Origin of the sequence: Citrobacter sp. Cc139 (genome assembly GCF_030334645.1) — a bacterium.
In the GTDB taxonomy this organism is placed as follows: domain Bacteria; phylum Pseudomonadota; class Gammaproteobacteria; order Enterobacterales; family Enterobacteriaceae; genus Citrobacter; species Citrobacter werkmanii.
On the sequence record NZ_JAOWDM010000095.1, the window covers coordinates 43800 to 64813 of the forward strand.

Annotated in this window: 21 protein-coding genes, 1 tRNA gene and 1 pseudogene; 8 read left to right on the forward strand and 15 right to left on the reverse strand. The window is 51.2% G+C overall.

Annotated elements, in window-relative coordinates; translation table 11 throughout:
• Positions 1-199: 199 nt before the first annotated feature.
• Positions 200-385 (reverse strand): annotated as a pseudogene (locus OGV69_RS23530) (integrase); the annotation flags it as partial.
• Positions 386-608: 223 nt separating this feature from the next.
• Between OGV69_RS23530 and OGV69_RS23535 the strand changes: the two are divergent.
• A complete protein-coding gene (locus tag OGV69_RS23535) occupies positions 609-1349 on the forward strand; it encodes an outer membrane protein (RefSeq protein ID WP_001403203.1) in 741 nt (246 codons plus the stop codon).
• Between the two features lie 151 nt (positions 1350-1500).
• Positions 1501-3000 carry a phosphoethanolamine transferase gene (locus OGV69_RS23540; protein ID WP_001672282.1) on the forward strand — a complete coding sequence of 500 codons (1500 nt, stop codon included), beginning with the start codon at positions 1501-1503 and terminating at the stop codon, positions 2998-3000.
• Positions 3001-3321: 321 nt separating this feature from the next.
• Here OGV69_RS23540 and OGV69_RS23545 read toward each other — a convergent pair whose 3' ends face one another.
• The 3 genes from OGV69_RS23545 to OGV69_RS23555 all read right to left on the reverse strand — a co-directional run bounded on the left by OGV69_RS23545 (position 3322) and on the right by OGV69_RS23555 (position 5673).
• On the reverse strand, positions 3322-4587 hold the full coding sequence (locus OGV69_RS23545) for a tyrosine-type recombinase/integrase (RefSeq protein WP_001218773.1): 1266 nt from the start codon (positions 4585-4587) through the stop codon (positions 3322-3324).
• A 197-nt stretch (positions 4588-4784) separates the two neighbouring features.
• Positions 4785-4860, reverse strand: a tRNA-Phe gene (locus OGV69_RS23550).
• A 105-nt stretch (positions 4861-4965) separates the two neighbouring features.
• Positions 4966-5673, reverse strand: a complete 708-nt coding sequence (locus OGV69_RS23555; protein WP_038633642.1) for a DUF554 domain-containing protein — start codon at positions 5671-5673, stop codon at positions 4966-4968.
• Positions 5674-6140: 467 nt separating this feature from the next.
• Between OGV69_RS23555 and OGV69_RS23560 the strand changes: the two genes are divergently transcribed.
• The gene (locus tag OGV69_RS23560) at positions 6141-8276 is read left to right on the forward strand and encodes an ornithine decarboxylase (RefSeq protein ID WP_069324794.1); all 2136 of its coding nucleotides are present in this window, start codon (positions 6141-6143) and stop codon (positions 8274-8276) included.
• A gap of 56 nt (positions 8277-8332) precedes the next feature.
• Here OGV69_RS23560 and OGV69_RS23565 read toward each other — a convergent pair whose 3' ends face one another.
• From OGV69_RS23565 to mutY, 4 genes are all read right to left on the reverse strand, one after another.
• A complete protein-coding gene (locus OGV69_RS23565) occupies positions 8333-9589 on the reverse strand; it encodes a nucleoside permease (protein ID WP_069324795.1) in 1257 nt (418 codons plus the stop codon).
• Positions 9590-9799: 210 nt separating this feature from the next.
• The gene (mltC, locus tag OGV69_RS23570) at positions 9800-10885 is read right to left on the reverse strand and encodes a membrane-bound lytic murein transglycosylase MltC (RefSeq protein ID WP_141700246.1); all 1086 of its coding nucleotides are present in this window, start codon (positions 10883-10885) and stop codon (positions 9800-9802) included.
• A gap of 86 nt (positions 10886-10971) precedes the next feature.
• On the reverse strand, positions 10972-11241 hold the full coding sequence (locus OGV69_RS23575; RefSeq protein WP_003027126.1) for an oxidative damage protection protein: 270 nt from the start codon (positions 11239-11241) through the stop codon (positions 10972-10974).
• A gap of 27 nt (positions 11242-11268) precedes the next feature.
• Positions 11269-12321, reverse strand: coding sequence for an A/G-specific adenine glycosylase (mutY, locus tag OGV69_RS23580; protein ID WP_069324843.1), 1053 nt, complete (start codon positions 12319-12321; stop codon positions 11269-11271).
• 160 nt (positions 12322-12481) lie between these two features.
• Here mutY and trmB point away from each other — a divergent pair, with 160 nt between their 5' ends.
• The 4 genes from trmB to ansB all read left to right on the forward strand — a co-directional run bounded on the left by trmB (position 12482) and on the right by ansB (position 15531).
• Entirely contained in the window at positions 12482-13201 is a 720-nt protein-coding gene (gene trmB, locus OGV69_RS23585) for a tRNA (guanosine(46)-N7)-methyltransferase TrmB (RefSeq protein WP_038633629.1), read from the forward strand.
• Positions 13201-13527, forward strand: a complete 327-nt coding sequence (locus OGV69_RS23590) for a YggL family protein (protein ID WP_038633626.1) — start codon at positions 13201-13203, stop codon at positions 13525-13527. The genes trmB and OGV69_RS23590 overlap by 1 nt, the downstream gene beginning before the upstream one ends.
• 49 nt (positions 13528-13576) lie before the next feature.
• Entirely contained in the window at positions 13577-14296 is a 720-nt protein-coding gene (locus OGV69_RS23595) for a YggN family protein (RefSeq protein WP_038633622.1), read from the forward strand.
• 188 nt (positions 14297-14484) lie between these two features.
• Positions 14485-15531 (forward strand): L-asparaginase 2, encoded by a 1047-nt coding sequence (ansB, locus tag OGV69_RS23600; RefSeq protein WP_038633619.1) that lies wholly within the window; start codon positions 14485-14487, stop codon positions 15529-15531.
• A gap of 116 nt (positions 15532-15647) precedes the next feature.
• Here ansB and hemW read toward each other — a convergent pair whose 3' ends face one another.
• The 5 genes from hemW to OGV69_RS23625 are packed head-to-tail and all read right to left on the reverse strand — an operon-like array spanning position 15648 to position 18954.
• On the reverse strand, positions 15648-16784 hold the full coding sequence (gene hemW / locus OGV69_RS23605; protein WP_069324798.1) for a radical SAM family heme chaperone HemW: 1137 nt from the start codon (positions 16782-16784) through the stop codon (positions 15648-15650).
• Positions 16777-17370: an XTP/dITP diphosphatase gene (locus OGV69_RS23610; RefSeq protein ID WP_069324799.1), complete on the reverse strand. Its 594-nt coding sequence runs from the start codon at positions 17368-17370 to the stop codon at positions 16777-16779. The genes hemW and OGV69_RS23610 overlap by 8 nt, the downstream gene beginning before the upstream one ends.
• A 7-nt stretch (positions 17371-17377) precedes the next feature.
• The gene (gene yggU / locus OGV69_RS23615; protein ID WP_003027101.1) at positions 17378-17668 is read right to left on the reverse strand and encodes a DUF167 family protein YggU; all 291 of its coding nucleotides are present in this window, start codon (positions 17666-17668) and stop codon (positions 17378-17380) included.
• Positions 17665-18231 (reverse strand): YggT family protein, encoded by a 567-nt coding sequence (locus OGV69_RS23620; protein WP_038633609.1) that lies wholly within the window; start codon positions 18229-18231, stop codon positions 17665-17667. Before OGV69_RS23620 ends, yggU begins: the two co-directional genes overlap by 4 nt.
• Before the next feature lie 18 nt (positions 18232-18249).
• The gene (locus OGV69_RS23625) at positions 18250-18954 is read right to left on the reverse strand and encodes a YggS family pyridoxal phosphate-dependent enzyme (RefSeq protein ID WP_069324800.1); all 705 of its coding nucleotides are present in this window, start codon (positions 18952-18954) and stop codon (positions 18250-18252) included.
• Positions 18955-18971: 17 nt separating this feature from the next.
• Here OGV69_RS23625 and OGV69_RS23630 point away from each other — a divergent pair, with 17 nt between their 5' ends.
• A complete protein-coding gene (locus OGV69_RS23630) occupies positions 18972-19952 on the forward strand; it encodes a type IV pilus twitching motility protein PilT (RefSeq protein ID WP_069324801.1) in 981 nt (326 codons plus the stop codon).
• Here the strand turns inward: OGV69_RS23630 and ruvX are convergent.
• Positions 19949-20365, reverse strand: a complete 417-nt coding sequence (gene ruvX, locus OGV69_RS23635) for a Holliday junction resolvase RuvX (protein ID WP_038633601.1) — start codon at positions 20363-20365, stop codon at positions 19949-19951. The two genes, OGV69_RS23630 and ruvX, sit on opposite strands and share 4 nt — an antisense overlap.
• Positions 20365-20928: a YqgE/AlgH family protein gene (locus OGV69_RS23640; RefSeq protein ID WP_032940453.1), complete on the reverse strand. Its 564-nt coding sequence runs from the start codon at positions 20926-20928 to the stop codon at positions 20365-20367. The genes ruvX and OGV69_RS23640 overlap by 1 nt, the downstream gene beginning before the upstream one ends.
• Positions 20929-21014 lie beyond the last annotated feature (86 nt).

The following is a 21014-nucleotide window of genomic DNA, read 5'->3' on the forward strand; positions in this document are numbered from 1 at the left end:
CGCACACCAAAAAGGATGACGATGGGAAGTGGATTAATCTCAAAATAATACTTCTAAATTAAAAAGGTTAAAAGCAAATCACAACCTTCCTGAGCTTCCGCTTTTCTCTTTCAGAGGGCTGAAGTCGTTATCTGTAACCAGAGGAGATCAGTAGCCCGTTATGCCAGCTAAAGCACTCCGGGCAGATTGCCCGGAGTGCTTAATATTTTAATGGATTGTTAATCTTCGTATACTCAAAGGGGCTGGTATTTTCTTTCGAGTTTGTATCCAGAAAATCCCCCCACCACTGTAGCATCAACCGACGCTATTCCAGGTGTTCTGTTTTATGGATATAAGCCGCCCTTAATGAATTACGTTCCATGTGGCTCATCTGACGTTCAGCCGCTTTATCTCGTGCTGTTTTGGTCTTAATACTTCCATGCCGCTGCGATTACCTCTTAAACCAGCCCTTACCATTTTTATGGGTACGATAAGAAAACTTTATCGGGCACGATCGATTTTATCGATCGATTCGATCGAAAACATTCCTTTTACCCTATCTTTTGCATGGTTTTAGAATGAGCAACCCCATTTATCGTTCGGGGAAAGTGATAGCGGAGATGATTGAAATGAATAAGGTTATTGCGGTTTCAGCGCTTGCCATGGCAGGCATGTTTTCGACCCAGGCTCTGGCTGATGAGAGCAAAACAGGCTTTTATGTGACCGGTAAAGCAGGTGCTTCTGTTATGTCACTTGCAGACCAGCGTTTCCTGTCGGGTGATGGAGAGGAAACATCAAAATATAAAGGCGGTGATGGCCATGATACGGTATTCAGTGGCGGTATCGCGGCCGGTTATGATTTTTACCCGCAGTTCAGTATTCCGGTTCGTACGGAACTGGAGTTTTACGCTCGTGGAAAAGCTGATTCGAAGTATAACGTAGATAAAGACAGCTGGTCAGGCGGTTACTGGCGTGATGACCTGAAGAATGAGGTGTCAGTCAACACACTGATGCTGAATGCGTACTATGACTTCCGGAATGACAGTGCATTCACACCATGGGTATCTGCAGGGATTGGCTACGCCAGAATTCACCAGAAAACAACCGGTATCAGTACCTGGGATTATGGGTACGGAAGCAGTGGTCGCGAATCGTTGTCACGTTCAGGCTCTGCTGACAACTTCGCATGGAGCTTTGGCGCGGGTGTCCGCTATGACGTAACCCCGGATATCGCTCTGGACCTCAGCTATCGCTATCTTGATGCAGGTGACAGCAGTGTGAGTTACAAGGACGAGTGGGGCGATAAATATAAATCAGAAGTTGATGTTAAAAGTCATGACATCATGCTTGGTGTGACTTATAACTTCTGACAAAACTGCTCCTGAAAGATAATAATTACCCATCTTCTGTAATTAAACGAAGACTCCCTGCAGTAATTATACTGCAGGGTTGTCTGTTATCTGTTTCACAGGAGACTTCTGATTTTTATTCTCTTCACAATAATGTTGTCGATATACTCCGATGAATATCAGAAAGCTGTTTTATACGGACAATATATCCCGGATTTTATTGTTTTTATTCTTCCCGGGCATGTGTGTAATAACCACTGCCGCATGCGGATACACTGAGAAGAATGCCACCGGGAATGTGTTGCTGCTGTTTCTCCTTCTGATTCTTGCACACAGAAATACCCTTACATCCATTACAGCTCTGTTATTTCTGTTCTGTTGTGCACTGTATGCACCTGTCGGTATGACGTACGGAAAAATCAACAACAGTTTTATTGTCGCGTTGTTGCAGACCACGGCGGATGAGGCTGCGGAGTTTACCGGGATGATTCCTGTTTATCATTTTCTGGTCAGTGCCGCGATTCTGGTGTTCATGGTTATTTTCTGGCGGACACACCACCGTGGTCAACGTAACGCGATGGCTCTGTTGTTATTCGTATTATGCTCTGTAAACAGCTGGCCGTTACGGATGGTTAAAGGAACAGTTGTGGGGACAACTGACACATTGCGTGAAATGCAGCGTTATGAACAACTGAGTCGGCACGGTGCTGACAGCTGGAAAATCCTGCCGGGAGCACCATTATATGACACGATTGTTATTGTTACTGGTGAGAGTGTCCGCAGGGATTATATGTCGGTATATGGTTATCCCGAGCCAACCACACCATGGCTGAATACGGCTCCCGGTTTATTTATTGACGGTTATACATCGGCAGCAGCCAGCACCGTGCCTTCCCTGAGCCGGACACTGATTTATGACTATGAGCAGAACCCTGATTCCGGCAACAACGTGGTGGCGCTGGCAGCAAAAGCAGGATACAGCACATGGTGGATATCCAATCAGGGAAAACTGGGAGAGCATGACACACGCATCTCTGTTATTGCTTCTGATGCGGACCATACTGTTTTCCTCAAGAAAGGCAGCTTTGCTTCCCGTAAAACGGATGACATGTTGTTGTTACAGGAAACAGAACGTGCGCTGGCAGATACATCCACTCCGAAGGTGATTTTCCTGCACATGATGGGGTCTCATCCGAACCCGTGTGATCGGCTTCACTCCTGGCAGAATAATTACCTGGAGCAGTATTCCCGAAAAATTGCCTGTTATCTTGCCAGCATCAGTAAACTGGATAACTTTCTTGGTCAGCTTGATGGTATCCTTCGCCGGCATTCCCGTCACTTTGCAATGCTTTACTTTTCTGACCATGGGCTGTCGGTCAGCGACAGTGCTAATCCTGTTCATCATGATGGTCATGTGCAGGGGGGCTACAGCGTTCCCCTGATTATTACCGCCAGTGACATCACGTCTCATCAGTCCGTCAGCAGGAAAATCAGTGCCCGTAATTTCGCAGGCATTTTTCAGTGGCTGACCGGTATTCGTACCGAAAATATACCGCCATTCAATCCGCTGACAGACGAAGATAATGAACCCGTTATGGTTTTTAACGGAGAGAGGTATGTACAGGAAGACAGTCTGAAACCGCAGCCACTTATTCTTCCGGACCACAGGTAATCATATATGGCAAACTGTAATACAGTCTCTTGTACTGAAAAGGATTCTGTATAGAATAGAACCTGTATTCATATCAGCACAAGGGACCACCAAATCCCGGCAGCATTCCTTACGTCAGTTATCCCGCATCACCCTGTGGGTGCGGGATTTTTTTGAGGTTCCTTTTTATTGAAGATATATAAATAATGAATAACCGTGGATTCTGATAATCCCCTGTAGGGTGCAATCAGGTAAACAGTAAATACATCAGTTCATACCGTTTGTCTTTTTTTAACAAAGAAAATAGTCCTGGAGTAGTTCCCGGGCATTTGCCCGGGATGATTACTGTTTTAACGGATTATTAATCTTTGCATATTCAAATGGACTGATAAATCTTTCTCTGTTTGCATTCAGAAAATCGGCCCACCACTGTAGCATCAGTCGGCGTTCTTCCAGATGTTCTGCTTTATGAATGTAAGCAGCACGTACACCATTACGCTCCTGATGACTCATCTGACGTTCCACTGCATCACGGGACCACAATCCTGATTCTATTAACGCGCTACATGCCATCGTCCTGAATCCATGCCCACAGATATCCAGGGTTGTGTCATACCCCATCACCCTGAGGGCTTTATTTACGGTGTTTTCACTGATTGGTTTATGCGGGTCATGTGCTCCCGTAAAGACCAGACCATTTTCACCAGCCCATGTCTGAAGTTCTGTCAGTATGGCTACAGCCTGCTTGCTGAGTGGCACAAGATGTGGTGTTCGCATCTTGGAACCCCGGTGTGAGTATTTCACACCTGGCAGAGGCTCGCGTTCGGCAGGAATGGTCCACATGGCATTTTCAATATCAATTTCTGACCAGCGGGCATATCTGAGTTCACTGGAACGAATAAACACCAGCAGATTCAGCATAACGGCAAGCCGGGTGACAGGCTGCCCCTTATAACTGTCAATACGCGACAAAAGTTCAGGAAGACGTGAAAGATCAAGAGCGGGGCGATGCTGGCGTTTTACAGTGGTCAATGCGCCAGCCATATCCAGAGCAGGATTATATCTGATGATGCCAGACTGTACGGCATAACGCATTACAGCAGATATCCTTTGCTGCAGACGACTGGCGATTTCATAAATCTGTTTATCTTCTGCAGCACGAACAGGGATAAGCAGGTCCGGGGTATTGAGTGTGGTGATATCCCTGTTGCCGATAAAGGGGAAAACGTGTGTCTCGAGGCTTTTGAGTACTTTATCGCTGTGTGATTGCGCCCATTGTTTATTACTGGCATGCCAGCGTCGTGCAATATGTTCAAAAGAGAGCTGTAAATCAGGGACTACTTTTTTAGCTCTTTTCTGTTCGCAAGGGTCAATCCCCTCCAAAATCAGTTTTCGGGCCTCATCCCGTTTTGTACGAGCTTCGGAGAGAGAAACTTCTGGATACACACCAAGTGCCAGAGTCTTCTCCTTACCCAGAATACGATAACGGAGACGCCAGTAACGGGAACCATTAGGATGAACCAGCAGAAACATGCCAGCCCCGTCAGTGAGTTTATAAGCCTTGTCAGTGGGCTTTGCAGCCCGGATTTTTGCGTCAGTCAGTGCCATAGTACAGCCTTCTGAATGCGTTAAAGAGGGTACAAATTCTGTCGAACTGGGGTATACCCGCAATTATACCCACACAATGGGGTTGATGTGGGGGGAATCTGGTTGAGTTCGGTAGAATTGATTTGTAGGCAGAACGCTTAAATTGTGGCGTTCTGAAACGAAAAACGGACCTCCGTGGAGGTCCGTTGATATGAATTTGGTGCCCGGACTCGGAATCGAACCAAGGACACGGGGATTTTCAATCCCCTGCTCTACCGACTGAGCTATCCGGGCAACGAGGCGCATTAAACCCGATTCGCTTCGCTTCGTCAACGAAATTTCTTCAAATCAATGCAGACTGCACAATCTATCACCACATTGCTGCTATTGCACGCATTCTCAGGCAAAAAATGCCGTCCACGCGGCGGAAAGCGGCATTGCCAGCAGCAGGGCCGGAAGCATATTTACAACGGCAAACATTTTGATGCCGCAAATACGTAAACCGGTTGCCAGCAGCAATAGTCCGCCTACAGCGCTGAAATCAGCCATCATCGCAGGCGTGGTCAGGGGTAAAATCAGCGCCGCGCAGGCGGCAAGCGTCAACTGGATTGCCAGCATCGGCACACAAATGGCAGAGACCGCGATCCCCAGCGAACAGGCAAAAATGATGGCCGTGAAGAAATCAAGAAACGATTTCGCAATTAATATATTTGGATCGCCGGTCATGCCTTCATGTATCGCCCCGAAGATCCCGGTTCCGCTGGCGCAAAACAGCACGATGATGGCCACGTAACTTTGGATAAATGATTCATGCGTTGCGTTGGCGTCCGAACGGGTGAAAAGCTGCTGTGCTTTGGCTACGGCGGCGTTAATCCCTTTCTCCAGATGACAGAATTCGCCAATTAACGCGCCAACCAGCGTTGCCAGAACCATTACCGGCAGGTTGGCGCATTTGATAACCAGCAAGATACCAATTCCCAAAGAGCACAGGCCGAATATGGAGGTCATCGAGACCCGAATGCGCTCCGGTAAATGCTGGCTAAGTAGTGCGCCGAAAACGCCGCCAAATAAAATGGCGCCGCCATTAATAAAGGGTCCGATTACCACGTTTGCTCCTGCATACCCATTATCGTCTTGATCCTGAAGGCAATTGACTGGGTGAAATTATGTTTCAGATTGCATTATTATGCCGCTAATTTCAGACAAAATGTTTGTTTATCTGTGAGGTTTTAGCTCCGGATTTTATCTTGCGCCTGTCAGTGAAAGGTGCCATGATTGCGCGAATTTTCTCCTGTCTGAATGGGGCTGCCTGGGATGAAATTATTCCCCCTACATCGCCTTCCATATCGCCTTTTTGCGCGACGCTTGCCCCTTCCTGCAATATATCTTCACGCTTCCACCATGCGGTGAGGTAAGCGCACGCTCACTGCAGGATAACAGTAAGATCAGAGGCTATCTGCTTTTACTGATGTCTGGCGGTCGGGGCTGGTAACCAGTTTGACCTGTCATTTCGTGGGCAAAGCAGTGCGGCTTTGCCGGGACTTTTGATTTTCCCGAAACGGGTTATTGCGCTTATGAAATCAATGAAAATTGCCGCCAGTGGTGAACTGGTCTCTCGTCTGTCCAGCCATCGTCAGGTAGTCTCGCTGGACAGTACCGATTTTACTGACGTTGCGGCAGTCGTCATTACCGTTGCGGACAGCCGCAGTGGGATCCTTGCTTTGCTTAAACGCACAGGTTTTCATTTACCCGTGTTTCTGTTCGCGGAATCCGATGTGGAGGTGCCAGCGGGAGTCAATGCGGTCATTCGTGGTCAGGCTCAGGAGTGGCTGGAGCTGGAGACTGCTGCCTGTCAGTATGAAGACGATCTACTGCCGCCGTTCTACGACACGCTGACCCAGTATGTCGAAATGGGGAACAGCACGTTTGCCTGCCCGGGACACCAACACGGTGAGTTTTTTAAGAAGCATCCTGCGGGGCGGCATTTCTACGAATTCTTTGGTGAGAATCTGTTTCGTGCGGACATGTGCAACGCTGACGTTAAGCTTGGCGATCTGCTGATTCATGAAGGGTCAGCGAAACATGCGCAGAAATTTGCCGCGAAAGTTTTCCACGCGGATAAAACCTACTTTGTGCTGAACGGAACCTCTGCGGCCAATAAAGTGGTAACCAATGCGCTGCTGACGCGTGGGGATCTGGTGCTTTTTGACCGTAACAACCATAAGTCGAACCACCACGGCGCGCTGATCCAGGCGGGTGCAACGCCGGTTTATCTGGAAGCGGCGCGTAATCCGTTTGGTTTTATCGGCGGCATTGATGAGCACTGCTTTGATGAGCAGTACCTGCGTCAGCAGATCCGTGAAGTTGCGCCACAAAAGGCTGACCAGCCGCGTCCGTTCCGTCTGGCGATCATTCAACTCGGCACTTATGACGGCACGATCTACAACGCCCGGCAGGTGATCGACAAGATCGGTAGCCTGTGTGATTACATCCTGTTTGATTCCGCATGGGTCGGCTACGAGCAATTTATCCCGATGATGGCCGATAGCTCACCGTTGCTGTTGGAGCTTAATGCTAACGATCCGGGGATCTTTGTGACGCAGTCAGTACACAAACAACAGGCTGGGTTTTCGCAAACCTCGCAGATCCACAAAAAGGATAACCACATTCGCGGCCAGGCGCGGTTCTGCCCGCATAAGCGGCTGAACAACGCGTTTATGCTGCATGCTTCCACCAGTCCGTTTTATCCGCTGTTTGCGGCGTTGGACATTAACGCCAAAATTCATGAAGGCGAGAGCGGTCGTCGGCTATGGGCGGAGTGCGTGGCGCTGGGAATCGAGGCCCGTAAAGCGATAATTGCTCGCTGTAAGATGATTCAGCCGTTTATTCCCCCGGTGGTTGATGGCAAACCGTGGGAAACCTATCCAACGGCGGTGATTGCCAGCGAGCGTCGCTTCTTTAGCTTTGAGCCTGGCGCGAAGTGGCATGGTTTTTCCGGTTACGCGCGCGACCAGTATTTTGTCGATCCCTGCAAGCTGTTGTTAACTACCCCGGGCATTGATGCGCAAACCGGGCAATATACTGAGTTTGGTATTCCGGCGACGATTCTGGCGCATTACCTGCGTGAAAACGGCATTGTGCCGGAGAAATGCGACCTCAACTCGATTCTGTTCCTGCTGACCCCGGCTGAAAGCGCAGAGAAAATGGCGCAACTGGTGGCGATGCTGGCGCAGTTTGAACAGCACATTGAGAACGACACGCCGCTGGCTGAAGTGCTGCCCACTATCTTCAACAAGTATCCGGTGCGCTACCGGGATTACACGCTGCGTGAACTGTGTCAGGAGATGCACTCACTGTACGTCAGCTTTGATGTGAAAGATCTGCAAAAAGCGATGTTCCGTCAGGAGAGTCTGCCTGCCGTGGCGATGAATCCGCAGGATGCCAACAGCGCTTTTATTCGTGGTGATGTTGAACTGGTGCGTATTTGTGATGCTGCTGGCCGCATTGCGGCGGAAGGTGCGCTGCCTTATCCTCCGGGCGTGCTGTGCGTGGTGCCTGGCGAAGTCTGGGGCGGGGCGGTGCAACAATACTTCCTGGCGCTGGAAGAGGGTGTAAACCTGCTGCCTGGCTTCTCGCCGGAGCTGCAAGGCGTTTACAGTGAGACGGATGCAGACGGTATTAAGCGTCTGTATGGATATGTTGTGAAATAAGCGCCATCTGGCCAAAAAGAAGGTCACCATCAGGTGACCTTCTTTCATTATAAAGATTAGTGTGCGATGGTCTGCGTGCCTGCCGGAACGCGCACGTGTTTGTATTTAAACAGCGCAACGAAGGCAAATGCCAGAACCAGCGAGTAACCTGCGAAGATTAGCCACACGGTCTGCCAGTCGGTAATACCGTTCAGCGTGTAGTGTTCAACCACTTTGCCGCTCACCAGACCGCCCAGAATACAACCGAAGCCGTTGGTCATCATCAGGAACATACCCTGTGCGCTGGCACGAATTTCAGGGCGAACTTCTTTCTCCACGAACACGGAGCCAGAGATGTTGAAGAAGTCGAAGGCGCAGCCGTAAACAATCATCGACAGAACCAGCAGTACGGTACCGAACGGCGTCGGATCGCCGTAGGCAAACAGACCGAAGCGCAGCATCCACGCGACGATACTGATCAGCATCACGTTCTTAATACCGTAACGACTTAAGAAGAATGGGATGGTCAGGATAAACAGGGTCTCAGAAATCTGTGAAATCGACATCATCACCGATGCGTGTTCAACGATAAAGCTACCAGAGAACAGCGGGTTGTTGTCGAAGCTGTGCAGGAAGGTATTACCAAACATATTGGTAATCTGCAGCTCCGCGCCCAGCATCATTGAGAAGATGAAGAAAATCGCCATGCGCTTGTTTTTAAACAGCGCAAAGGCATCCAGACCCAGCATAGACGACCAGCTCTGGTTTTTCTGCTGATTGGCGACCGGAATATGCGGCAGCGTCAGAGTGAACAGCGCCAGTACCACAGACAACGTCGCACCGATATACAGCTGCATATGGCTCAGTTCAAAGCCGGAGAAGCTTACGCCCCACATCGCCATGATAAAGCCGATGGTGCCCCAGATACGAATTGGCGGGAAATCGGTAACGATATCCATCCCGGCTGATTGCAGACGATAGTAGGAGATGGTGTTGATGAGCCCCAGCGTTGGCATATAGGCCAGCGAGTTAAGCAAAATCACAAAGAACATGGCGCCTGGCGTGGTGACTTCGGCTGCGGCGAACAGCGTTGCGGCACCGACCAGGTGACAAATGGTGTATACCCATTTCGCACTGACCCATTTGTCGGCCACGATCCCTAACAGCGTCGGCATAAACACGGCGGCGATCCCCAGCGAGCTATACACTGCGCCAATGGATGCACCATCGAATTTAAGGGTGACAAACATATAGGAGCCGAGAGTAGTCAGCCAACTACCCCATAAGCAGAACTGCAGAAACGAGAGAACTTTCAGCTGCAGCTTAAGATTCATGTTAATTTCCTCACACCGTAATGCGGATGAATGTTTTAAAAGGCACATTTGCCGTGGCTATATGATGTGATTCTATCAACGAGCAGTACTCTTTTTTTGTTACCTGTGACAAATATTTGCAAACAATTTCTAATTGCAAGGCAAAAGAGTGATGGAGTTAACACTTTTCCCTCTTCTGAACCTCGTTTAAGGGGACAGAAGAGGGATACATTAGCGGCGTCGATATGATTTTTGTGCGGAATTGACCTTGTAAAGGTATCGGCGTGATTCAGCTGATGGGTGTCGGGTGGTCAGGATTTGATAAACGTCCCCAGGGGACATGCTGTTAATGATATTCGCGGCCTGAATTTTATCATTCGAGAACACGCGCAGCACGCTGCCGGCACCGCCGTTATACGCGGTGATCACCGCATAGCGACGCGAGGTTGGATTATCAATGCCGCCCAAATAGACATTGTTGAGCATGGCCAGATAAGCCGTGCCGGTATCAATGTTGCTGGCCGGGTCAAACAGGAAGCTGCGGCTAGGTGCGCCTGAGCGCCCTTGCGAGCGGAACACATCTTTCCCGGCGCTGTGTTGTACCACCTGCATCAGTCCCAGCGCATCGGCATGGCTGACCGCATACGGGTTAAACGAGGATTCGGTTTGCATGATGGCCAGAATCAGCGACTCGTCAACGCCATACTTACGCGATGCCTGACGCACCATGCCGATGTATTTATGCGCGCGCTTATCAAGGTGGTTTGGTACCAGATTGATCGTTACGCTATAAATGATACGCAGGCCATTGCTGCGGCTTTTAAGTCGCGTTTGCAGCAGGTAGTTGGCAAAGTTGGTGGCACGTCCCTCCCAACGAATTGGCTGGCCGGTATTATCGACCACCTGTCCGTACAGGAACGGCTCTTTGGAAATCTTAATGTCGTCGACATCGGAATAGAGATCGATAGAACCCGGATCATCGCCCATCAGCAACGTCTTGATAATCGCCCGACGCAGGTGCCCGGCAGGATCTGTTCCGGCAATGGTCTCGACGGTTATCGTACCGTCATCAAAGTTGATGTGGCTGCGGGTTTGGTACTGATCGGTATACTTTACGTAGTCCTTCGGACCCGCAATCAGCACTTCCTTAAATCCCCACAGATTCTCAATGTTATGGGCAAATTGCCCCATCAGAATATCAAAACCGTTGGTATCCTTGACCCAGGCTTCGTTATAGGAATCGCCTTTTTTGGTCGAACTGGAACAGGAGATGAGCAACGGCGCAATAACGGCAAGCGCGAGATATTTTTTCATCATTCCGGGAGTGCGTGTTGTGTTTGTTATATGCAAGGACCAGATTAAATCGTCAGCCGGATAAGCGCAGCGCCATCCGGCAACGGTTCTTATGACTCTGGTGTATAGCCTTCAATATGCACGTCCTTACCCTCAAACAGGAAGTTGATCATCTCCTGCTCCAGCAGTTTACGGTGCTCGACGTTCATCATATTGAGTTTCTTCTCGTTAATCAGCATGGTTTGCTTGTGCTGCCATTGCGCCCAGGCTTCTTTAGAAATCTCGTTATAAATGCGTTTTCCCAGATCGCCTGGGTACAGCTGAAAATCCTGACCTTCTGCTTCGCGTTGCAGGAAAGTGCAAAAAATCGTTCTGCTCATAAAAAATCCTCTCTTTCGACCGCTACGTTAAACCTGTGTACCGGCACGTAATTGCTGTAACAAACGCTCCACGGGAGCCGCCAGCCCAACAGATGGCGGTTGCGCTAAGTTATACCAGAGCGCGTTGCCTTCATCCATGCATGAGGTGCATGAAGACACGGGAAGCCACATAGGCACAATATCTAAGTGGAAATGGCTAAAGGTATGGCGAAACGCATTAAGTTGGATCAGATTATCTGTGTTAATTTGCCGTTGCGCCAGCCACTTACGCAGCCCATCTTCGTCGTCAAACTGCGGAAAACAGTATAAACCACCCCATAAGCCGCTGGGCGGACGCTGTGATAGCAACACCTCGCCATCATGCTGCAGCAGTAAAAAATAGCCCGTACGTTCCGGTAACGTCTGTTTGGGTTTTTTACCAGGATACAGCGCCCAGCTTGCATTGGCGGCCGCTACACAGCCATTCTCTAGCGGACACAGCGAACATTTAGGCTTTGAACGTGTACAAACCATAGCGCCTAAATCCATCATCGCCTGGTTAAAACGCTCAACGCCGTGGGCAGGCGTAACCTGCTCGCTCAGTTCCCACAGTTTCTTTTCGACCTCTTTTTTCCCCGGCCAGCCGCTTACAGCATAACAGCGAGCCAGCACGCGTTTGACGTTACCGTCAAGAATCGGAAAATGCTGACCCAGAGAGAGTGAAAGGATCGCGCCTGCGGTCGAGCGTCCAACGCCTGGCAGGGCGGCGACCTCATCAAAGGTTTGCGGAAAAGTACCGCCATGCAGCGCTACAACCTGCTGCGCGGCTTTATGCAGATTACGCGCACGGGCGTAATAGCCCAGCCCGGTCCATAAATGCAGAACTTCATCCAGCGGCGCATGGGCCAAATCCGTTACCGTGGGGAAGCGCGCCATAAAGCGCTCAAAATAGGGGATAACGGTGGCAACCTGAGTTTGTTGCAGCATCACCTCAGAGAGCCATACTTTGTAAGGCGTCTTGTCAATTTGCCAGGGCAGCGTCTTGCGCCCGTATTTGTCGTACCAGCTCAAAACCTGAGCTGAAAATTGAGAGGCTTGCATGATTACCGTTTCATTATTGCCGGGGGCAAGATTGCAGCACAGCGGCAACGGGGTGTAAACCGGAACTTTCCGCTGCTCACTTTCTTCCTTTACTTGCATCCGGCAACTAACTTTGGATAATGCCCGTTTTCAGAACTCAAACACAGCAGACTAAACTTTTATGAAGAACGACGTCATTTCACCGGAATTTGATGAAAACGGCCGCCCTCTGCGCCGGATTCGTAGTTTTGTTCGTCGCCAGGGGCGACTGACGAAAGGGCAGGAACACGCGCTGGAAAACTACTGGCCGGTGATGGGCGTTGAGTTCAGCGAAGAGCCTGTAGATTTCGCTGCGCTGTTTGGTCGCGATGCGCCAGTCACGCTTGAAATTGGTTTTGGGATGGGGGCTTCGCTGGTGGCGATGGCGAAAGCGCGTCCCGAACAGAATTTCCTCGGCATCGAGGTTCACTCGCCGGGCGTTGGCGCGTGTCTGGCTTCAGCCCATGAAGAGGGCGTCGAGAACTTGCGTGTCATGTGCCATGATGCCGTTGAAGTCCTGCATAAAATGATTCCTGACAATTCTTTATCTATGGTTCAACTGTTTTTCCCTGACCCGTGGCATAAAGCACGTCATAATAAACGCCGTATCGTTCAGGTACCGTTTGCTGAGCATATCTTAAGTAAGCTGAAGCTGGGCGGCGTGTTCCATATGGCAACCGACTGGGAAGCGTATGCGGAGCACATGCTGGAAGTGATGTCCTCTATCGACGGGTATAAAAACCAGTCAGAGAGTAACGATTATGTACCGCGCCCACAATCGCGCCCGGTAACCAAATTTGAACAACGTGGTCATCGTCTTGGCCATGGCGTATGGGACTTAATGTTCGAGAGGGTGAAATAATGGCAAAGAACCGTAGCCGTCGTCTGCGTAAAAAAATGCACATCGACGAATTCCAGGAAATAGGATTTTCGGTTGCATGGCGTTTCCCGGAAGGTACATCTGGAGAGCAGGTCGATAAAATCGTTGATGACTTTATCGATGAGGTTATCGAACCGAACAAACTGGCCTTTGACGGCAGCGGCTATCTGGCCTGGGAAGGTCTGATCTGTCTGCAGGAAATCGGCAAATGCACCGAAGAACATCAGGCAATCGTCCGTAAGTGGCTGGAAGAGCATAAACTTGAAGAAGTGCGCACCAGCGAACTTTTCGATATTTGGTGGGACTAAGTAGCACAGGGTCGGCAAATGCCGGCCCGATTTGTATTGAGGGAAAGATATGATGCGCAAAACGCTGCTGGCGGCAGTCCTAACGTTCACGGCGATGGCCGCACATGCCGATTATCAGTGCAGCGTCACCCCACGTGACGATGTGATTTTGAACCCACAAACGGTGCAGGTGAAAGGCGAAAACGGCGATTTGGTTATTACCCAGGCCGGCGATGTCACCTTTAACGGTAAGCAGTACAACCTGAACGCCGCACAGCGTGAGCAGGCTAAAGATTATCAGGCTGCGTTGCGTAGCAGCCTGCCGTGGATTGATGAAGGTGCCAGAGCGCGCGTGGAGAAAGGTCGCGTGGCGTTGGACAAAATCATCGCCAAAGAGGTCGGTGAAAGCAGCAACATGCGTGGCCGCTTAACCAAGCTGGATGCGCAATTGAAAGCGCAGATGAACCGCATCATCGAACATCGTACTGATGGGCTGACCTTCCACTATAAGGCGATTGACCAGGTCCGCGCCGACGGGCAGCAATTGGTGAATCAGGCGATGGGCGGCATTTTGCAGGACAGCATCAACGAGATGGGCGCCAAAGCTGTGCTCAAAGGCGGCGGTAACCCGCTGCAGGGCGTGCTCGGGAGCCTCGGTGGTTTGCAAACGTCAATTCAGAACGAATGGAAGAATCAGGAACAAGACTTCCAGCAGTTTGGCAAAGATGTTTGCGCCCGCGTCGTGACGCTGGAAAACGATCGTAAAACGCTGGTTAGCACGCTGAAATAATTTTCACCTCTTTTTAACGGCACAGAAACATTCTGTGCCGTTTTATTTTGTATCTTTCTGTTTTTTTGATATCCATCTCTAAGAATGGCAATTTGATGGAGATATAAATCTGGTTAATTGGAGGCCGTCACATTATTCATCTGTAAGATAGACATAATGCTGCAAATTCAAGTAACTGGAGAAATAACATGGAGTTTTTCAAGAAAACGGCACTTGCCGCACTGGTTATGGGTTTCAGCGGCGCGGCGCTTGCACTGCCAAACATCACTATTTTAGCAACCGGCGGGACCATTGCCGGCGGTGGTGATTCCGCGACAAAATCTAACTACACGGCAGGCAAGGTAGGCGTAGAGAATCTGGTTGAAGCCGTACCTCAGTTGAAAGACATCGCGGTTGTTAAAGGCGAGCAGGTGGTGAACATCGGCTCTCAGGATATGAATGACGACGTCTGGTTAACGCTGGCGAAAAAGATTAACACCGAGTGTGATAAAACCGACGGTTTTGTCGTGACACATGGTACGGATACCATGGAAGAAACCGCCTATTTCCTCGACCTGACCGTCAAGTGCAACAAGCCGGTAGTGCTGGTGGGTGCAATGCGTCCGTCTACAGGGATGAGCGCCGATGGCCCGTTCAACCTGTATAACGCAGTGGTGACGGCTGCAGACAAAGCCTCTGCCAACCGTGGTGTGCTGGTGGTGATGAACGACACCGTGATGGATGGTCGCGACGTGACCAAAACCAACACTACCGATGTAGCCACCTTCAAATCCGTTAACTATGGCCCGCTGGGCTACATCCATAACGGCAAGATTGACTACCAGCGTACGCCTGCGCGTAAGCACACCACGTCTACTCCGTTCGATGTGTCTAAGCTGACCGAACTGCCGAAAGTGGGGATTGTTTACAACTACGCTAACGCCTCGGATCTGCCAGCCAAAGCGCTGGTCGACGCGGGTTATGCGGGTATCGTCAGTGCGGGTGTAGGTAACGGCAACTTGTATAAAACGGTATTCGATACGCTGGCCACTGCCGCGCATAAAGGTACCGTCGTGGTGCGTTCCTCCCGTGTACCAACCGGCTCCACCACGCAGGATGCTGAAGTTGATGATGCGAAATACGGCTTTGTGGCTTCAGGTTCTCTGAACCCGCAAAAAGCGCGTGTTCTGCTGCAGCTTGCGCTGACGCAAACCAAGGATCCTAAGCAGATCCAGGAAATGTTTAATCAGTATTAATCGATGCAGGTGGCTGCGCTTATCGCCCTAACCCTGTAGGCCTGATAAGCGCAGCGCCATCAGGCAATTTGCCGGATGGCGGCTCAAGGCCTTATCCGGCCTACATCGTTACCGTATTACTCCGCCAGAAACAGCTCCAGCAGCGAATTCAAAAACAGCTTACCGTGTTGGGTAATCTGCCAGTATTCATCGCATTCACTCAGGTAACCCTGGGCGATAGCTGCATCAATCTGTCGACGAATAACGTCTTCGTCAAGCCCGGTGTATTGCGTGAATTCTGCACGCGGCGCGGCCTCCAGTAACCGGAAACGGTTCATAAAGAACTCGAACGGCTTGTCGGCTTCGGCGACATCACGCTGGCTTTCCAGGTAACGTCCTTGCATGTATCCGCGTGGATGCCGCGTTTTGGTGGTGCGCAGGATGCGTCCGTCCGGGAACGTGATTTTGCCGTGCGCGCCGCAGCCAATACCAAGATAGTCGCCAAAACGCCAGTAATTGAGATTGTGCTGACACTGATAGCCCGGTTTCGCATAGGCTGAGGTTTCGTACTGTTGATACCCCGCGGCAGTCAGCAACTGGTGGCCTTGCTCAAAAATATCCCACAGCGCGTCATCGTCCGGTAATACCGGCGGACGTGAACCAAATAGCGTGTTGGGTTCGATAGTCAGCTGATACCAGGAGAGATGCGGCGGGTTGAGTGCGATGGCCTGTTGCAAATCGCCCAACGCCTCTTCCAGAGTCTGATCCGGCAGGCCGTGCATCAGATCGAGATTAAAGCTACGTAGCCCCAGACCGCTCGCCAGATTCGCGGCACGTTTGGCTTCTTCCGGTCCGTGAATACGCCCCAGGCGCTCAAGTTTGGCGGCGCTAAAACTCTGTACGCCAATGGAGATTCGGTTTACGCCAGCGCGTTGATAATCAACAAAGCGATCGGCTTCCACCGTACCGGGATTCGCCTCCATCGTGATTTCTGCATCCGCGGCCAGCTTCAGGCGTGCGCGCACGCCGTCGAGCAGCGTTTGCATTGCCGGGCCAGAAAGCAGGCTCGGCGTACCGCCACCGATAAAAATCGTCTTTACTTCACGTCCCTGGGCGTGGGCTACCTCAGAGTCCAGATCGCTCAACAGATGCTGCACATAGTCGTCATGAGGAACGTCGCCCTTCAGCGCATGCGAGTTAAAGTCGCAGTAGGGACATTTTTGCACGCACCACGGGATGTGAATATAAAGACTTAGCGGCGGAAGCTTAACCATTATGCAGGGCATCCAGCAGCAGCTTCAACGCCTGTCCGCGGTGAGAAATTGCACTTTTCTCTTCACGGGTCAGTTCAGCCGCCGTTTTCCCTTCAGTCGGCACAAAGAAGATCGGGTCGTAGCCAAAGCCACCGTTTCCGGCAGGTTCACGGGTAATAATACCCGGCCAGCTTCCGTGGCACACTACCGGCGTTGGATCGTCTGCGTGGCGCATATAGACCAGCACGCAGTGGAACTGTGCCTGGCGCTTGTCATCAGGAACATCCTGCAGGGTGTGAAGCAGTTTTTCCAGGTTCTGCCTGTCGGTCGCATCTTCGCCGGAATAACGGGCCGAATAGATGCCCGGCGCGCCGCCCAGGGCGTTCACCGCCAGACCAGAGTCATCAGCAATGGCCGGCAGTCCGGTAATTTGCGCGGCATGACGCGCCTTCAGAATGGCATTCTCAATAAACGTCAGCCCGGTCTCTTCTGCAGAATCAACACCCAGATCCGTTTGGGCAACGACATCAAGTCCGAAATCACTCAGAAGAGAGGCGAGTTCACGCACTTTACCGGCATTGCCGGTCGCGAGGACAACTTTTTGCATGGGATACCTAATCAGTTAGTGCCGCAATTTCGGGCGGGATCTGTTGCGGATGAATGATTTTAACCTGTTTGTGACGGCCAAGCTCGCCCTTCTCAATAACGACCTGGCTTTTTGCCACACGGAACTGTTTGCCGAGAAATTTCACCAGATGGCTGTTCGCTTGCCCATCCACCGGCGGGGCGGTAATGGCGACTTTTACTTCGTCGCCATGCAAACCCACAATACTGTCACGGCTGGCTTTAGGCTGAATGTAGAGCCGTAAAACCAGACCGTCGTCACAGGGTGTAACGGCACTCATAGCGCCATCCACAGCCCCGGCAGCAGCATATTGCCTGTCGCCTGTAACACTTCCGCGATACCCATGTTAATCACATAGAGCAGCAGAACCAGAATCATCGGTGAGAAATCGATGCCGCCCATGCCCGGGAGTATACGACGGATAGGGCGCAGCAGTGGGTCCGCCAGTTGGATCAACACATATTCAACAGGGCTGCGGCCCTGACTGACCCAGCTCATAATCGCCATCACCAGCAGTACCCAGAAAATCAGCAGTCCGATGGTCTTGAGGACAATCAGTACGGCGGCGATCCAGATGATCGGCTGGAACGTGACCACCTTAAACAGCACGATGGCTTTGATAAAGCTGAGAACGAGCGCCACTAATGCCGAGGCGCTGTCAATCGGCCCCATCGGGGGAATCACACGGCGTAACGGCCCAATAACAGGCTGAGTGATTTTCACTATAAACTGCGAGAACGGGTTGTAAAAATCGCAGCGAGACCATTGCATCCACACGCGTAGCAGCAGCGCCATGGTATACAGCTCAATTACCGTTGAGAGCAGGAAGGTCAACGTATTCATGGTGTTCCTTAGTTTTCCTTATTTTTTAGTGTAATCACGAGCACCAAAAATGGCGGTGCCAATGCGCACCATCGTGCTACCCGCCGCAATTGCGGCATCCATATCATCAGACATCCCCAGTGAGAGGGTGTCGATGCCTGGGTAGCGTGTTTTCAACCCGGTAAATGCTACAGCCATTTGCTGTGCAACTTCAAACTGCCTTACATAATCTGACTCAGGCGCCGGAATTGCCATCAGACCACGCAGGTTAATACGCGGCAATGCGGCGACTTCAGCGGCCAGTGCATCAAGCTCTGCCAGCGGAATACCCGACTTACTGTTCTCATCACTGATATTAATTTGGATCAGCACATTCAGCGGCGGTAGTTCCTCCGGACGCTGTTCGCTCAGACGGGTAGCGATGCGCAGACGATCAATCGTATGACACCAGTCAAAATGTTCAGCGACCAGACGGCTTTTGTTGGACTGCAGTGGGCCGATAAAGTGCCACTGCAGATCGTTGACGCCTTGTTCCCGGAAGTAGCGAATTTTATCCACCCCTTCCTGAACATAATTTTCACCGAAGGCTCGCTGACCTGCGGCAATGGCATCTTCGATGGCGCTCGCAGGTTTGGTTTTACTGACTGCAAGCAACGTAACTTCTTCTGAAGACCGCCCGCAACGCGTCGCGGCGGCTGAGATTTTGTCCCGGACATGTGCCAGGTTATGCGCGATATCGTTCATTTTCCGAGGATGTTCATATGAATATGGAAGAAATAGTGGCCCTTAGTGTAAAGCATAATGTGTCGGATCTACACCTGTGCAATGCATGGCCTGCGCGTTGGCGCATACGCGGAAATGTCGAAATCGCGCCGTTTACCACGCCTGACGTAGAGACGTTGCTGATGTGCTGGCTCAGCGAGCAACAACAGGTACAGTGGCAGAAACAGGGACAGATAGATTTTGCCATTACGCTGACGAACTCACGGCGTCTGCGTGCGAGCGCATTTGTGCATCAGCAGGGGATCTCTCTGGCGCTAAGGCTATTGCCGCTTGATTGCCCATGTTTGGATGATCTCCAGACTCCCGCCGCCTTACCTGAGTTGCTGCACAGTGAAAATGGATTAATTCTGGTGACCGGCGCTACCGGCAGCGGTAAATCAACGACCCTGGCGGCGATGGTGGCATATCTTAATCAGCACGTCGCGGGACATATTTTGACGCTGGAAGATCCCATTGAATATCGTTACACCAGCCAGCGTTGTCTCATTCAACAACGGGAGGTAGGCGTACACTGCGCTTCTTTCGCCGCCGGTTTGCGCGGCGCGCTGCGCGAAGATCCTGATGTCATTCTGCTGGGCGAGCTGCGCGACGTGGAAACCATTCGTCTGGCGTTAACGGCTGCGGAAACCGGGCATCTGGTGCTGGCAACGTTACACACGCGAGGGGCGGCTCAGGCTATTGCGCGGCTGGTAGATACCTTTCCTGCACCGGAGAAAGATCCGGTGCGTAATCAGCTGGCAGACAGCCTGCGGGCAGTGCTTTCGCAAAAGCTGGAACAAGATAAGCAGGGAGGACGCGTGGCGCTATTCGAACTGCTCATCAACACGCCCGCCGTTGGTAACCTGATCCGTGAAGGGAAAACGCATCAGCTACCCGGCATAATGCAAACCGGGCAACAGACAGGCATGCAGACCTTTACGCAAAGCCTGCAGCAGCGCCAGGCGCAGGGACGGCTTTAATAGCCCTGCTCGAAATAGCTTTCGAGAATAATAACGGCAGAAGCGGAGTCCACTTTACCTTTATTCAGTGCCCGGTATCCGCCTTGCTCAAACAGGCCGGAGCGGGCTTCGACGGTACTCAAACGCTCATCATGCAACGTCACGGTAACGCCAAAACGACCGTGAATACGGTTAGCGAACTTGCGTGCGCGTGCGGTAAGGGGTTGTTCGGTGCCATCCATATTGAGCGGTAAGCCGACAATGATTTCGTCCGGCTGCCACTCTTTCAGCAGACGTTCAATCAAATTCCAGTCCGGCGTACCGTCCTGTGCTTTGATCGCGGGCAAGGGTCTCGCGGTACCAGTAATACGCTGACCAATCGCAACGCCAATGCTTTTGGTACCAAAGTCGAAAGAGAGTAATGTTCCGCTCATCAGGCATGTCCCGCCACGCCTGGCATGGTAAGGATATCTATCCCGATAAGTTTCGCCGCATCGCGCCAGCGGTCGGCGATCGGCGTTTTAAACAAGATGTTGAGATCGGCGGGGGCCGTAAGCCAGGCGTTATCCAGTAGTTCTTGTTCGAGCTGGCCTTTTTCCCATGATGAATAGCCTAGCGCAACCAGCACCTCAGAGGGTTGCTCCTGCGTACCTAAGGTTTCTAATACATCGCGGGAGGTGGTGATGATGGTGTTATCTGAAATGCGGATACTGGATGCAAAGCGTGACGGCGGGGTATGCAGAATAAACCCACGGTCTTCCGCCAGCGGTCCGCCGAGCATCACCGGTTTATCCAGACGAATAGCCGGATCGCGTGCTTCAGGTGTAATTTTCAGCTTTTCCAGAATCCCTTCAATTTGTAAGTTTTCCAGAGGTTTATTGATGATAATCCCCATTGCTCCGTTCTCATTGTGTTCACAGATATACACCACGGAACGGCGGAAAATCGGATCCTGGAGAGCAGGCATGGCAATAAGAAAGTGATGCTGTAAATTCATTGTCAGAGGTTCTGTTTCCTGGTTCAAAAAAGCAACAGCGCCCAGTATGCGTACAAATACGAGCGCTGTCACTATGAGTATTGGTA

What these genes read in the sequence shown, in the direction of transcription:
- OGV69_RS23535 (WP_001403203.1), top strand. Translation starts at nt 609, where the DNA reads ATGAATAAGGTTATTGCGGTTTCAGCGCTTGCCATGGCAGGCATGTTT.
- OGV69_RS23540 (WP_001672282.1), top strand. Translation starts at nt 1,501, where the DNA reads ATGAATATCAGAAAGCTGTTTTATACGGACAATATATCCCGGATTTTA.
- OGV69_RS23545 (WP_001218773.1), bottom strand. Translation starts at nt 4,587, where the DNA reads ATGGCACTGACTGACGCAAAAATCCGGGCTGCAAAGCCCACTGACAAG.
- OGV69_RS23560 (WP_069324794.1), top strand. Translation starts at nt 6,141, where the DNA reads ATGAAATCAATGAAAATTGCCGCCAGTGGTGAACTGGTCTCTCGTCTG.
- OGV69_RS23565 (WP_069324795.1), bottom strand. Translation starts at nt 9,589, where the DNA reads ATGAATCTTAAGCTGCAGCTGAAAGTTCTCTCGTTTCTGCAGTTCTGC.
- mltC (WP_141700246.1), bottom strand. Translation starts at nt 10,885, where the DNA reads ATGATGAAAAAATATCTCGCGCTTGCCGTTATTGCGCCGTTGCTCATC.
- OGV69_RS23575 (WP_003027126.1), bottom strand. Translation starts at nt 11,241, where the DNA reads ATGAGCAGAACGATTTTTTGCACTTTCCTGCAACGCGAAGCAGAAGGT.
- mutY (WP_069324843.1), bottom strand. Translation starts at nt 12,321, where the DNA reads ATGCAAGCCTCTCAATTTTCAGCTCAGGTTTTGAGCTGGTACGACAAA.
- trmB (WP_038633629.1), top strand. Translation starts at nt 12,482, where the DNA reads ATGAAGAACGACGTCATTTCACCGGAATTTGATGAAAACGGCCGCCCT.
- OGV69_RS23590 (WP_038633626.1), top strand. Translation starts at nt 13,201, where the DNA reads ATGGCAAAGAACCGTAGCCGTCGTCTGCGTAAAAAAATGCACATCGAC.
- OGV69_RS23595 (WP_038633622.1), top strand. Translation starts at nt 13,577, where the DNA reads ATGATGCGCAAAACGCTGCTGGCGGCAGTCCTAACGTTCACGGCGATG.
- ansB (WP_038633619.1), top strand. Translation starts at nt 14,485, where the DNA reads ATGGAGTTTTTCAAGAAAACGGCACTTGCCGCACTGGTTATGGGTTTC.
- hemW (WP_069324798.1), bottom strand. Translation starts at nt 16,784, where the DNA reads ATGGTTAAGCTTCCGCCGCTAAGTCTTTATATTCACATCCCGTGGTGC.
- OGV69_RS23610 (WP_069324799.1), bottom strand. Translation starts at nt 17,370, where the DNA reads ATGCAAAAAGTTGTCCTCGCGACCGGCAATGCCGGTAAAGTGCGTGAA.
- yggU (WP_003027101.1), bottom strand. Translation starts at nt 17,668, where the DNA reads ATGAGTGCCGTTACACCCTGTGACGACGGTCTGGTTTTACGGCTCTAC.
- OGV69_RS23620 (WP_038633609.1), bottom strand. Translation starts at nt 18,231, where the DNA reads ATGAATACGTTGACCTTCCTGCTCTCAACGGTAATTGAGCTGTATACC.
- OGV69_RS23625 (WP_069324800.1), bottom strand. Translation starts at nt 18,954, where the DNA reads ATGAACGATATCGCGCATAACCTGGCACATGTCCGGGACAAAATCTCA.
- OGV69_RS23630 (WP_069324801.1), top strand. Translation starts at nt 18,972, where the DNA reads ATGAATATGGAAGAAATAGTGGCCCTTAGTGTAAAGCATAATGTGTCG.
- ruvX (WP_038633601.1), bottom strand. Translation starts at nt 20,365, where the DNA reads ATGAGCGGAACATTACTCTCTTTCGACTTTGGTACCAAAAGCATTGGC.
- OGV69_RS23640 (WP_032940453.1), bottom strand. Translation starts at nt 20,928, where the DNA reads ATGAATTTACAGCATCACTTTCTTATTGCCATGCCTGCTCTCCAGGAT.